Source organism: Metabacillus sp. 22489 (assembly GCF_052044855.1).
GTDB lineage: Bacteria > Bacillota > Bacilli > Bacillales > Bacillaceae > Metabacillus > Metabacillus niabensis.
On the sequence record NZ_JBQENT010000003.1, the window covers coordinates 123,876 to 137,452 of the forward strand.

Here is a 13,577-nt window from a genome sequence, read left to right on the forward strand (position 1 = left end):
GTGAGAAGTGTGAAATGAGACTCGCATGCCAAGACACTTTGTCGGTATTCTCTTAGATGAATGAATGATGCCTATGCTACTGCGATTAGAATATACACTCACGATCCCTCACCTCAAACACTCTCTTTGATAGGTTTGTAACATTTTATTAGCTTGGTTGATGGAATATGCAAGAAATGTCAGGAGGGACAAGGGTTTATTTCTTTTTTTTATATTTTCTTAGGAAATAAGCAGATGATTCCCTCATTATTTTCATGAATATTTCCCGAGAAATTTGTCGATAAAATGGAAATATATAGGTATCTGTCACTCGAATTGGTAAATTGATCCAAACAAAAAAAGACGACCATGTATCCATGATCGTCCAAGAACGCTGTTAATCCATCCATACTTCTCCATCTTTATATGTCATTTGCTCTGGATAGCGTAAATTAATAACCTCCCCCTGTTTTTCAATTGATGGAGCTTTTGTTGATAATGAGACAATGATATTTGTGACGATACCAGCAAAGGCCCCAAATACACCTGCCCCGGTATCGATAATTCCCGCTATCGTAAAGCCGCCGTATTTTGAAGCAAAGATATAAATTAACGTAACCGCTAAGCCAACGATCATTCCTGAAATAACCCCTGGCGTATTTGACCGCTTCCACCATACACCGATTAATAGAGCAGGGAAAAATGTTCCTGATGCAAGCGCAAAGGCCCATGCAACGATTTGGGTAATCGCTCCTGGCGGGTCTAGAGCGATGACACCGGCTAATAATGTCGCAATAACGATTGACCAACGCGCGACCGCTAAACGGTTTTTCTCGCTCGCCTGAGGCTTTAAAACACGATAGTAGATATCATGAGCAAAGGAGGAAGAGATCGCAATCATAAGCCCGCCTGCAGTTGAGAGAGCCGCTGCCATCGCTCCTGCAGCAACTAAGCCGATAACAAACATCCCTAAATTAGCAATTTCCGGTGTTGCCATGACAACGATATCGTTGGAAATAATTAATTCATTCCATTGTAAAATTCCGTCACCGTTGCCATCAGCAATTTGCAGCTTTCCTGTATTGACCCATGTCTCTGTCCAAGCAGGCAGTTCAGATAGCTTTCTACCAGCAACATTTGTCATTAATATAAATCGTGAAAATGCTGCATAGGCAGGAGCAGATAAATATAAAAGCCCGATAAATAAAAGTGCCCATGCTCCAGACCATCTTGCAGCCTTCATCGTTGAAACCGTATAAAAGCGAACAATAACGTGGGGAAGCCCTGCAGTACCGGCCATTAAGGTAAACATTAATGCAAGAAACTGCCATTTTGTATCATTTGTAAACGGAGCGAAATATTCCGAGATTCCTAGCTGTCGATCCAGTTCCCCCATTTCCTCAACGATTTTCCCATAGGAAAGCCATGGTGCAGGGTTGTTTGTAATTTGTAATGACATAAAAATGACCGGTATGAGGTAAGCGATAATGAGAATGATGTATTGAGCTACCTGTGTCCATGTAATGCCCTTCATTCCTCCAAAGGCTGCATAAAAGGCGATTAGGATGACGCCAATCATCGTCCCGATTTTTGCATCAATTTCAAAAAGGCGGCCGATAACGACGCCAGAGCCAGATAATTGACCGATCGAATAAGTAAAGCTAATAATAATCGTACAGATAGCTGCAATGACACGAGCTGAGTGACTATTGTACCTATCACCAATAAATTCAGGTACTGTGTAACGTCCATATTTTCTAAGCTGTGGCGCAAGTAAGAATGTTAATAATAGATAGCCGCCAGTCCACCCCATTATATAAGCAAGGCCATCATATCCAAGAAGCATTATCGTTCCTGCCATTCCAATGAATGACGCTGCACTCATCCAGTCAGCTCCGATTGCCATCCCATTAAAAATCGGTGGTACCCCACGGCCAGCTACATAAAAATCTGATGTTTGTTTTGCTGTATTATAAATGGCGATGCCAATATATAGTGCAAAGGTTAATAAAATAATCGTTAACGAAACGATAAATTGTGCATCCATAAAAATCCCCCTTATTGCCTGATTTTGAAAAATAATCTATCGTTACCCCTTTTATTTTTGTTTATTAATGATCAAGCGTTTTTCCTGCACCAAGCTGTTCGTTTCGTTTTTCATCAATTCCATATTTTTGATCGACGGAATCACTTACTTTTGCATTTATAAATAATAAAAGAATAAAAATGACGACGGCGCCCTGTGCCCCCATGAAGTAATGGAAAGGAAGTCCGTTTATTGAAAATCCACTTAATGGCTCAGCAAATAAAACGACTCCAAACGAGGATAAAAAACCTATAAGTAAATAAATCATAATATTACGTGTACGCACCTTAAAGTAAGCATCTGCTTTCCTTTTATCAATTTTCTTCATTTAGCACCTCCGAGATAATAGATAATGTCACTTAAGGTTAAGACAAACTAAAAATAAATTTTACCGTTTCGAAAAATGGTGCTGGGACTAAAGCTATTTGTACGATGAAGTAGATTAGTAGCGATAAGATTGGTATAAGTAAAAATTGAGGCTTGCGTTTACGTATGCAAACAACTAGAGAAAAACCTGTAATGACTAGCATGATAATAAAGAAAATCAAGCTCATTTCTCCTTCCCTTTTGTAAGCGTTATCATTTTAAGGCAGATTTCCACCTCCAGCCTGTATTTAGGTGAGAGTTTAACAGTCTTTATTATGAAGTGGTCGTTGATGATGGTCAATAGAAAATGAGCACCACTATTGATTTTTTTCTCGACATAATTCGAACGACTGGTTGAAATTTGCAAAAAAAATCGAGGTCGCTCTCATCTTGAGACAACCTCGTATTTTTCTTATGAATTTAATGTATTATTAGATGCTTCAGGCTCGTTTGATTGCTCGCTGCCTTCTGTTTCAGTTTCTCCATTTTCAGCATCTTTATTTGCATCTGGAGTTTCTTCAGTAGACTTATCTCCTGCTTCAGCATCTTTATCTTTAGATTCTTCACTGCTTGAGTCTTCAGTTGTTGATTCTTCCTCAGTCGTTTGCTCTTCGGAAGTTTGTTCTTCTGTTGTTGATTCCTCTTCAGTCATTGGTTCCTCTGAAGTTTGCTCATCAGCTGCTGATTCTTCTGTTGTTTCTTCCTGTGCTGGTTCATTTACGGATGTTACCGGCTTATCCATAAATGTTAAAGGATTCATCGCAACGCCATTTTTGCGGATTTCAAAGTGAACATGAACGCCATCTTCTTCATTGTAAAGGCTTTTACCCGCTTTACCGATTGGTTGGCTTTGTTCAACCTTGTCTCCTTCTTCAACAGTTGCTGATGATAATGATTGATATACTGTAACAACATCATTTTCATGCTCAATTTCTACAACATACCCTAAAATTGGATCCTTTTCAGCCTTTGTTACTGTACCGCTTAGTGATGCAACAACATCGAATTCCTTTTGGTCTTCTCTTGCAAGGTCAATCCCTTTATTCATGCGGTATGAATTTTCATAATACACTAATGCTGCTTCTTGCTCCTCTGTTGACGCATTAGGGTCATAGAACTTCTTCACAACATTAACTGAATCTGGATCTAAAGCAGGCATTTTGAAGTTTTCTTTAAGTGCATTTACTTCAACTGCTTCTTGATCCCCTATTGCATTTTCTCCTTGCTTAGGAGTTTTTAAATCCTCTGCTACGTCATTGCTAATATTTTGGTACCATAAAACTGCTGTAAGGATAACTGCTGCACTCATTAGGTAAATTGCCGGAAATACCCAACGCTTTCTAAAAAAATTTTGAAATTTACTATTTTGAGAAGTACGTTTCTTTTCTTCCTCTCTCATTCTTATCACCTCAGACATCATTCTGAACAGATTCGAGAGATTATATACACGTTAAAAAAAATTTTTTTAAATTTAGTTTGCGCATTGTTTATAATAATATGTATTGTTTTTAAAAATTTTTTGGAAGGAATGTCTAAGAATGAAAAAAACGATCATCACGTTACTTCCCCTTTTATATATGGTGCTCATTTGGATCCTGTCTAGTAACCCTGCAGATGCAATTGTTAAAACTCCCTTTTCATTTGATGCTTTATTAAAGGAATCGTTGCATTTAATTGAATTTGCCATTCTCTATTGGCTTATCGCCTTCGCGTTTATGGCCCATAACAAATGGAGTGAGCGCGCTAGCATCCTTGCAGCAATTATCGCTATATTGTATGGACTGACGGATGAGATCCATCAATCATTTGTTCCATCTCGTTCTGCAACTGTGATTGATTTTGTTAAAGATACGATTGGTGTTGCAGTATCGTATTGGATCGCAAAACGAAAATATTTTACGGGAAAAGCGAAAAAATAAAAAGGAACCTGATGGCTCCTTTTTTATTTTTGGGCTGTATATTTAGTTAAAAAAGGCTCTGCTTCTGCTACCTTTGTTCCTTTGTAATAATAGGAAACGATATCTTTATAAGATTTTCCCGCTTCGGCCATGAAATTTGCTCCATATTGACTCATTCCTACACCGTGACCGAATCCCTTTGTTTCGATAACGACAGAGTCACCTTTTATTTCCCAGGTGAAATCAGAGGATTTGAGCTCAAGCTTTTCTCTTATTTCTCGACCTGTAAATTCCTTACCTCCAACTTCAACCTTTGCTACACGTTTACCTGGTGTAAGCTCTTTGATTTCACCAATTGATTTGTCGATATCAACTCCAAGCTTACTTTCAAATTCTGCGATCGGGATAACCTTTTGATCGTAAAATTTGGGGGAATCCTCATCCCATTTGCTTTCAACACTTCTTAAATAAGGAATCGATTCCTTCCAATATGCTTCGGAGTTTTCCGTATAGCCATTGCTTGTCGAGAAAAAGGATGCATCAATCGGCCTGTTATCATATGTAAGAATTTGGCCTTGTGTCGCTGCTACCGCCTCGGTTATTTTCTCTAGCTTCCACGTATAATCATCTCCCCAGATTTTCTGGAGTTCTTCCTTATTTTTAAATACTTGGTGCATTTGTGTGTCCGTCACAACTGAGCCTTCTGGGGCGCTTAATGTTTGCTCATTCATTAATTGCTTCGTTATATACGTTCTCGCTGCCAATGCCTGTGCCTTTAGAGCTTCTGTCTCAAATTCTGCAGGCATTTCTGACGCTACAACACCTATGACATACTCTTCTAAAGGAATGTTTTCAATTTGCTTTGATTGACTCCGATATACTGGAACTGCTACTGGAGATTCGGCTAATGTGGGAACTTCCTCATTCTTTGTAACCGTAACCTCCTTACCTAACTTCCCTTTGGATTCATCCATAAACGGGGTTACTAATAGTGTTGGAATGAGTAGTATGATGATAAATAAGCTTCCTAGTGCAAATAGAACTGGTTTCATTTGATTCATGTATAAGCCTCCAATAAGATTTAGAGTAAGTATCACTCTCTAGTCCATCTTATGGGCTTGGACAAGCATTTATGACTGTTTGTTTGATTGTTTTGGAAAAGTTGTTTTTGTATTAAATTATCTACATATATTAAAGTATTTTTTAAAATAAATGTATAAAATCTCACAGAAAAAGGTACTCTAGTAAAGTCTTTATTTTACAATTAAAGTAAGCCTATTTCATGTCTTACTCGAAAGGCTTAGTGAGGGGCTTTCTTTCTCTAGCTTTAGCTCCTAGCCCCTCTAGGTCACGAGCCCATTATGCCACTTGGCTTGTTGGGGCTAAGCAAGGAGCTTCCGCTTTTCTTTGGTATCAGGGAAAATTAAAAGAAGCAGGATAGCCATTAAGACTCCTGCTTCTTTTATGAAGGCATTATGATGTTTTTAATTAATCTGAGACAGCAGCTTGCTGTTGGTCAGAAGTTTCGACGATTTCTTCTTTTACTCGTTCGATGTCAGCACCGATGCTCGCAAGTTTTTTATGGAAGTCTACATAGCCTCTATCAAGATGCTTAAGTTCCGTAACTCTTGTATGACCTTCTGCACATAAACCTGCAAGTATGAGGGCTGCACCAGCACGTAAATCAGTCGCTGCAACTTCTGCACCTTGTAAACCAACAGGTCCATTAATGATGACAGAGCGTCCTTCGATTTTAATATCTCCATTCATGCGTCTGAATTCTTCGACATGCATAAAGCGATTTTCGAAAACTGTTTCTGTGATCATACTAGTACCATTTGCTTGTAGTAACAATGCCATCATTTGTGATTGCATATCTGTTGGAAAGCCTGGGTGTGGCATCGTTTTAATATCAACGGATTTTAAGGTTTCTGGTCCAATTACACGCAGACCATCCTTCTCTTCAATAATCGTAACACCCATCTCTTCCATTTTCGCTACAAGTGATGTTAAATGTTCTGGCACTGCTCCTTGTACTAATACATTTCCACCAGTAATAGCAGCAGCAACCATAAACGTACCAGCTTCAATGCGATCAGGAATAATCGTATGATATGCCCCTTTTAGCTTTGAAACTCCTTCGATTCGAATTGTTCCAGTACCAGCACCACGGATCTTTCCGCCCATTGCATTAATATAGTTAGCAAGGTCAACAATCTCTGGTTCTTTCGCTACGTTTTCAATAACGGAAGTTCCTTCTGCTAATGCAGCCGCCATAATAATGTTTTCTGTTGCACCAACACTTGGGAAGTCTAAATAAATTTTAGCGCCTTTTAATCTTCCCTTTACTTCAGCGTCAATAAAGCCATTTCCGACTTTAATTGTAGCGCCCATTGCTTCAAAGCCTTTAAGATGTTGATCGATTGGACGTGAACCAATTGCACAGCCACCTGGTAATGCAACACGTGCACGACCCTTTCTAGCCAATAGTGCTCCCATGACTAAAACAGAGGCACGCATTTTTCTAACATATTCAAATGGTGCTTCAGTTGATAGCTCTTTTGATGCATCTACAATAACTTGATTATTTTCAAAATGGACATCTGCACCTAAATGACGCAGAACTTCGTTAATTGTATACACATCGGAGAGCGTAGGTACATCATTGATGATACTTTTTTCTTCACTAGCTAACAAAGATGCAGCGATGACAGGTAAAACGGCATTTTTTGCTCCCTCTACTTTTACAGTACCGTTTAACTTACGACCGCCGCGGACGATGATTTTTTCCAAAGTATTCCCCTCCGCGTCCCAATTTCTCTATATTAATATTCAGACGTAATGATTGGTGTTCCTATAACGACCGTAGTACTATCGCCCAATCCGTCAGTTCTCAATGCAAGTTGCAAGTTCATTTCATCGTTAGTTGTTGGAATAAAATCTTCCCATAATGCTGTTTTGGCTGATACTGAGAGAAAATTCTCCTCTTGAAGCTTCTCTACAGAATGAGCTTTAAACTGTTTTAAAAATTTATTAGCATTGTTATTCAAACTAACTTCAATCATATCATCAAATGTTCCATTGATACAAGCGAAAATTGTGGGATTTTCATGAAAAATGTCGAATGCATTTTCCTTAAAGTCTTGTTCAATTTCGTCCCAGTTTGATTGCACACCTACACCTTTAACCTCATAAAGGATATACGTTTGCTCCATTTCATTTTTGAGGGTTGTTATTAATTGAAGTTTTTCAAGCTTTTTTTCTTTTTTATTGTCAAATACACCGATCGCTTTAATCTTTTCTTCATCTTGCTCATACGTCCAATTATAATGACGATATTGCTCTGTAAATAGTTTCATTTCTTCTATCGTTTTTTTCTCGACATTCTTCTTTGCATATAAAGTCCAATCGTCGATTTGAACGCTTTGCTCTTGCATAGCTTCTGCAAGTATAGATAATTTTGATTCGTTTTCAGCTACTCCTCTATTCGTCACCATAGTGAATACAAGCATCATTGTAAATATAATAACTGCTATTTCTCTTTTTTTCATAACGGTCACTTCCTCTCCTTAATAACATTGTTACCGGATTAGGAAATGACATACGTGGAAATAGTCGTCATTATTAGACAGAATCCTTTGTCTATGTAGCCAAGTACCTGGACATAAGACCTATAAACAGCTTTTATCAAGACGATGCTCTCCATTTAAGAAGGAATAGTGCAGATAATTTCTTTTATAGCAATGACTCCTTGTCGTTTAACCTTTGTTACTATAAAGCGGCGTTAGCCACATTTAACCAAGAAGAACATCGCTCATTTTAAAATAAAAAAGGGAGTTGTTGAGACCATAACAAATAATCAAGAAAAAAATTACTAACAATTGATCCTATAGCAATCGTCAAAAGTATTAATAATGTTCTTGCTTGTATTACTTTGCCCGGTTTCATCCATTTTTCAATATTCAATGCCTGTAAAGCCCACCAGGTGATAATCATAAAGGCAAGACTTACAACCATACTAATAAGAGCCATATGGCTATAATCGGGCATCCCTTCATCCCTCCAATAATGATGATTAATCTGATCCATTTGGATGGAATTAATCTCTGTCAATTATGCATGTTTGAATCAAATTCAACAAAGCAAATTACATCATACAATATTTTTCTAAAAATACAAGCATAATTTGACCTACTGGGTAAAACTTCATTTTTGTGGATTATTTTACTTTTTACATAAATCAAATAATCCTAAGTTTTTCAAGCTTCTATAATACGAAGAATTTGTATAAGAACCTTTTTACACTTGGTATATACCCTTGAATAGTATATATAAAATTTCTTTTAACATGATTGATTTTTAAATTTATCAAAAATTTAATGAATAAAGGTTCTAGTTTACAAATTTTTAAAAAATAATACATTAATTTCTTGTTTCAACCTTATTATTTTACTACAGCTATCCTTAAAATGACCTTATTATTTATGTATAAATTGTTACAAAAAAAGTAAATTTAAGGCTGTAAATTAAATGTTTCTAAAAACGATTTCGCCCTTCTTTTTCCAGTATTTCACTCATTATTAAGCAGATTTTTTGAATGTGTTTAGTAAAGGATAGTTTTCGTTGGAATTGTGGAGTATGTTTCGTTGATTTTTCCTTATGATAGCGCTTAAACACCTAAATGAAAAAAGGATAACATAGGAGAATGCTCTCTTATATCATCCTTTTTCTATTATTTCGTTACGTTTAAACGGTTGATCGCACGGCGAAGTGCTAATTCAGCACGTTTAAAATCGATTTCGTCTGATTTATGATTTAGACGTTCTTCAGCACGTCTCTTCGCCGCCTCAGCACGAGCAACATCAATATCCTCGGCTTTCTCGGCAGTTTGAGCAAGAATCGTTACTTTATCAGGGCGAACCTCGATAAAGCCACCACTTACTGCAACAAGCTCCGTGCCACTCCCTTGCTTTAGGCGAACTGCACCAATTTCTAATGGAGCAACCATAGGAATATGACCTGGTAAAATACCAAGCTCACCACTTTGAGCTTTTACACTCACCATCTCTACGTCTGCATCGTAAACTGGGCCATCGGGAGTAACGACATTGACTAATACTGTCTTCATACTCATACCCTCCTAGGTCCCAAAATTAGACTTCTACACCCATTTGTTTTGCACTTTCAATAACTTCTTCAATACGTCCAACTAGACGGAACGCATCCTCTGGAAGGTGATCGTACTTACCTTCAAGAATCTCTTTAAAGCCTCGTACAGTTTCTTTTACAGGTACATATGAACCTGGTTGTCCTGTAAATTGCTCTGCAACGTGGAAGTTTTGAGATAAGAAGAATTGAATACGACGAGCACGAGCAACCGTAAGCTTATCTTCGTCAGATAATTCATCCATACCTAAAATAGCGATAATATCTTGAAGCTCACGATAGCGTTGTAATGTTTGTTGAACATTACGTGCTACTTCATAATGCTCTTCTCCAACAATCTCTGGTGACAATGCACGAGAAGTTGAAGCAAGTGGGTCTACCGCTGGGTAAATACCCATCTCAGATAATTTACGCTCAAGGTTTGTTGTTGCATCTAAGTGAGCGAACGTTGTAGCTGGAGCCGGATCCGTATAGTCATCGGCAGGTACATAAATCGCTTGGATAGATGTAACAGAACCAACGTTAGTTGATGTGATACGTTCTTGTAATTGACCCATTTCTGTAGCCAATGTCGGTTGGTAACCAACGGCAGATGGCATACGTCCAAGTAGGGCAGAAACCTCTGAACCTGCTTGTGTGAAACGGAAGATATTATCCATGAAGAAAAGAACGTCTTGTCCTTGATCATCACGGAAGTATTCAGCCATTGTAAGACCTGTTAACGCAACACGCATACGTGCACCAGGCGGCTCGTTCATTTGTCCGAATACCATTGCTGTTTTCTTAATAACACCAGAGTCAGTCATTTCATGGTATAAGTCATTTCCTTCACGAGTACGCTCACCAACACCAGCGAATACAGAAATACCACCGTGCTCCTGTGCGATGTTGTTGATTAACTCCTGAATTAATACGGTTTTACCTACACCGGCACCACCGAATAGACCAATTTTACCACCTTTAATATAAGGTGCTAATAAGTCAACTACTTTAATCCCTGTTTCTAAAATTTCAACCTCTGTTGAAAGCTGGTCAAACTTAGGAGCTTGTCTGTGAATTGGGTCACGACGAGCATCAGCTGGGATTGGAGCATCTAAGTCGATGTTATCTCCTAATACGTTAAATACACGACCTAAAGTAACATCACCTACAGGAACTGAGATAGGAGCACCTGTATCTGTTACTTCCAAGCCACGCACAAGTCCATCTGTAGAAGACATCGCAACTGTACGTACTGTATCATCACCTAAATGTAAGGCAACCTCTAAAGTAAGATCTACAGCTACTTCAGTTTCACTACCTTCTGTTTTGATTGTAAGGGCATTATAAATATCTGGCAGTTGACCACTTTCGAATTTAACGTCAACAACCGGACCCATAATTTGGGTAATGCGTCCTTTATTCATCGTTTTCCCTCCTATCATAAAATGCGTTAGCACCTCGCAAAGCCGTTTAGTAAGTAAGACAATCACGAAAAGAAGGCGTTCTTTGCCTTCCATTCCTAATTGGCTAGACTTAACTGGCTAGGCATTGGAGCTAGACACCAAACTAAATGATTATCAATTGTTATACTATTCTAATGCAGCCGCACCGCCGACAATTTCAGTAATCTCTTGTGTGATTGCTGCTTGACGAGCACGGTTATATGTTAATGTTAAGCCGTCGATAAGTTCTTTTGCATTATCCGTTGCATTTTTCATTGCTGTCATACGTGCTGCATGCTCAGAAGCTTTACTGTCGAGTAATGCTCCATAGATGAGACTTTCAGCATACTGCGGTAACAACACTTGAAGAATTTCTTCCTCGTTTGGCTCAAACTCATATGATGTTAGCTTTTGATCAGAAGAAGCGATATCAGATAATGGAAGAAGCTTTTTCTCCGTTACATCTTGTTGTATCGCACTTACAAAGTGGTTGTAATACATATATAGCTCATCAAATGTTTCGTCAGCGTACATATTAACTGCACCGCTAGCAATATCCTTAATCTGTGAAAAGTTCGTTTCATCGCCAACACCGATGATTTCAGAAATGACGTTCATTCCACGCTTTTTAAAGAAATCACGACCCATTCGTCCAATTGCAATGACAACAAACTCGTCATTTGAATTATGTCGTTTTTGGATAGCTTGATAGGCAGCACGGATAACACTACTGTTAAAGGCACCTGCAAGTCCACGGTCAGACGTAATGACTAAATATCCAGTACGCTTAACCGGTCTGCTCTCCAACATCGGATGGCTTACATCAGAACTACCGTTTGCGATGCTCGCAACAACCTCTTGTATCTTTTCCATGTAAGGTACAAATGCTTTTGCATTGTTTTCTGCACGATTTAATTTCGCAGCAGAAACCATTTCCATCGCTTTCGTAATCTGACTTGTTTTTTTCGTTGAATTAATTCTTGATTTTATATCGCGTAATGATGCCAAAGGTTCTCACCACCTTTTTAAAAAAATCATCTAACAAGGGTCAGACCCCACTTAAATAAATAGATAAGCAAATTAATGAAATCCGCTAACTATGACAATTGTGGGTGGAATCAGACCCTATCATATCAATCAGAAAATTATTGTTCAGAAGGAGCAAAAGTCTTTTTGAAGCCTTCAATAGCCGCTGCCATATCTTCATCTTTCGGAAGTTTACCCGTTGTACGGATTTCTTCAAGAAGAGCTGCATGGTTTTGTTCTAAATATGCATAGAATTCTTCTTCAAAACGAGTAATATCCGCAACCGGAATATCATCTAAGAATCCTTTTGTTAATGCATAAAGAATCGCAACTTGTTTTTCTACTTTTAATGGCTTATTAAGACCTTGTTTTAATACTTCAACAGTACGAGCACCACGAGCTAATTTTGCTTGTGTTGCTTTATCAAGATCTGAACCGAATTGAGCGAATGATTCGAGCTCACGGAATGACGCTAAGTCTAAGCGCAATGTACCAGCTACACTCTTCATCGCTTTGATTTGTGCTGAACCACCGACACGAGATACAGATAAACCTGCGTTAATCGCTGGACGAACACCTGAGAAGAATAGATCAGACTGAAGGAAGATTTGTCCATCAGTGATCGAGATAACGTTTGTTGGAATATAAGCAGAAACGTCACCTGCTTGTGTTTCAATAAATGGTAATGCAGTTAGTGAACCGCCACCTTTTGCATCACTTAATTTTGCTGCACGCTCGAGCAAGCGAGAATGTAAATAGAAAACGTCACCAGGGTATGCTTCACGACCTGGAGGACGACGAAGTAATAATGAAAGCTCACGGTATGCCGCAGCTTGTTTAGAAAGGTCATCATAAACAACAAGCACGTGCTTGCCATTGTACATGAATTCCTCACCCATTGTTACACCAGCATAAGGAGCTAAGTATAATAATGGAGCTGGTTGTGATGCAGAAGCAGTTACAACGATCGTGTAATCTAATGCACCATGTTTACGTAATGTTTCAACAACACCACGAACCGTTGATTCCTTTTGACCAATTGCAACATATATACAAACCATATCTTGATCCTTTTGGTTCAAGATCGTATCGATTGCTACAGATGTTTTACCAGTTTGACGGTCACCGATAATTAACTCACGTTGTCCGCGTCCGATTGGTACAAGCGCATCGATCGCTTTAATACCAGTTTGAAGTGGTTCATGAACTGATTTACGATCCATTACACCTGGTGCTGGACTTTCAATTGGTCTAGTTTTTGTCGTTTCAATTGGACCAAGGCCATCTACCGGTTGTCCTAATGAGTTAACAACACGTCCGATTAACGCTTCACCTACAGGAACCTCCATGATGCGTCCTGTACGACGAACTTCGTCACCTTCACGAATATCTGTGAATGGTCCTAAAATGATAATACCAACGTTATTTTCCTCTAGGTTCTGAGCCATACCCATAACGCCGTTTGAGAATTCTAAAAGCTCTCCAGCCATGACATTGTCGAGGCCATGAGCACGAGCGATACCGTCCCCAACTTGAATGACTGTACCTACATCGCTAACTTTTATTTCTGACTGATAGTTTTCAATTTGCTTCTTTATAAGCGCACTAATCTCTTCAGCTTTGATGCTCATG

The 13,577-nt window shown here is 38.6% G+C and carries 12 protein-coding genes; 1 reads left to right on the forward strand and 11 read right to left on the reverse strand.

The window, feature by feature from the left end:
• Positions 1-376: 376 nt before the first annotated feature.
• The 3 genes from ACTJJ9_RS02935 to ACTJJ9_RS02945 all read right to left on the reverse strand — a co-directional run bounded on the left by ACTJJ9_RS02935 (position 377) and on the right by ACTJJ9_RS02945 (position 3,830).
• Entirely contained in the window at positions 377-2,026 is a 1,650-nt protein-coding gene (locus ACTJJ9_RS02935; RefSeq protein WP_145580200.1) for a sodium:solute symporter family protein, read from the reverse strand.
• Between the two features lie 64 nt (positions 2,027-2,090).
• Entirely contained in the window at positions 2,091-2,393 is a 303-nt protein-coding gene (locus tag ACTJJ9_RS02940; RefSeq protein ID WP_145580199.1) for a DUF4212 domain-containing protein, read from the reverse strand.
• A gap of 450 nt (positions 2,394-2,843) precedes the next feature.
• The gene (locus tag ACTJJ9_RS02945) at positions 2,844-3,830 is read right to left on the reverse strand and encodes a M23 family metallopeptidase (RefSeq protein ID WP_145580197.1); all 987 of its coding nucleotides are present in this window, start codon (positions 3,828-3,830) and stop codon (positions 2,844-2,846) included.
• A 139-nt stretch (positions 3,831-3,969) separates the two neighbouring features.
• Here ACTJJ9_RS02945 and ACTJJ9_RS02950 point away from each other — a divergent pair, with 139 nt between their 5' ends.
• Entirely contained in the window at positions 3,970-4,350 is a 381-nt protein-coding gene (locus ACTJJ9_RS02950) for a VanZ family protein (RefSeq protein ID WP_095301548.1), read from the forward strand.
• A 23-nt stretch (positions 4,351-4,373) separates the two neighbouring features.
• On the opposite strand, the gene spoIID is transcribed toward ACTJJ9_RS02950, so the two are convergent.
• The 8 genes from spoIID to atpA form a co-directional block, all read right to left on the reverse strand.
• Complete coding sequence (gene spoIID, locus ACTJJ9_RS02955; RefSeq protein WP_145580360.1) at positions 4,374-5,381, reverse strand: stage II sporulation protein D; 1,008 nt, start codon at positions 5,379-5,381, stop codon at positions 4,374-4,376.
• Between the two features lie 436 nt (positions 5,382-5,817).
• Complete coding sequence (murA, locus tag ACTJJ9_RS02960) at positions 5,818-7,122, reverse strand: UDP-N-acetylglucosamine 1-carboxyvinyltransferase (RefSeq protein WP_095301547.1); 1,305 nt, start codon at positions 7,120-7,122, stop codon at positions 5,818-5,820.
• 32 nt (positions 7,123-7,154) lie between these two features.
• Positions 7,155-7,880, reverse strand: coding sequence for a YwmB family TATA-box binding protein (locus tag ACTJJ9_RS02965; RefSeq protein ID WP_145580196.1), 726 nt, complete (start codon positions 7,878-7,880; stop codon positions 7,155-7,157).
• Between the two features lie 268 nt (positions 7,881-8,148).
• The gene (locus ACTJJ9_RS02970; protein ID WP_095301545.1) at positions 8,149-8,379 is read right to left on the reverse strand and encodes a DUF1146 family protein; all 231 of its coding nucleotides are present in this window, start codon (positions 8,377-8,379) and stop codon (positions 8,149-8,151) included.
• 682 nt (positions 8,380-9,061) lie between these two features.
• The gene (locus ACTJJ9_RS02975) at positions 9,062-9,457 is read right to left on the reverse strand and encodes a F0F1 ATP synthase subunit epsilon (RefSeq protein WP_095301544.1); all 396 of its coding nucleotides are present in this window, start codon (positions 9,455-9,457) and stop codon (positions 9,062-9,064) included.
• A gap of 25 nt (positions 9,458-9,482) precedes the next feature.
• A complete protein-coding gene (atpD, locus tag ACTJJ9_RS02980) occupies positions 9,483-10,901 on the reverse strand; it encodes a F0F1 ATP synthase subunit beta (RefSeq protein WP_095301543.1) in 1,419 nt (472 codons plus the stop codon).
• A 165-nt stretch (positions 10,902-11,066) separates the two neighbouring features.
• Positions 11,067-11,927: a F0F1 ATP synthase subunit gamma gene (locus tag ACTJJ9_RS02985; RefSeq protein ID WP_145580195.1), complete on the reverse strand. Its 861-nt coding sequence runs from the start codon at positions 11,925-11,927 to the stop codon at positions 11,067-11,069.
• A gap of 137 nt (positions 11,928-12,064) precedes the next feature.
• Complete coding sequence (gene atpA, locus ACTJJ9_RS02990) at positions 12,065-13,576, reverse strand: F0F1 ATP synthase subunit alpha (protein WP_145580194.1); 1,512 nt, start codon at positions 13,574-13,576, stop codon at positions 12,065-12,067.
• Between the last annotated feature and the right edge of the window lies 1 nt (position 13,577).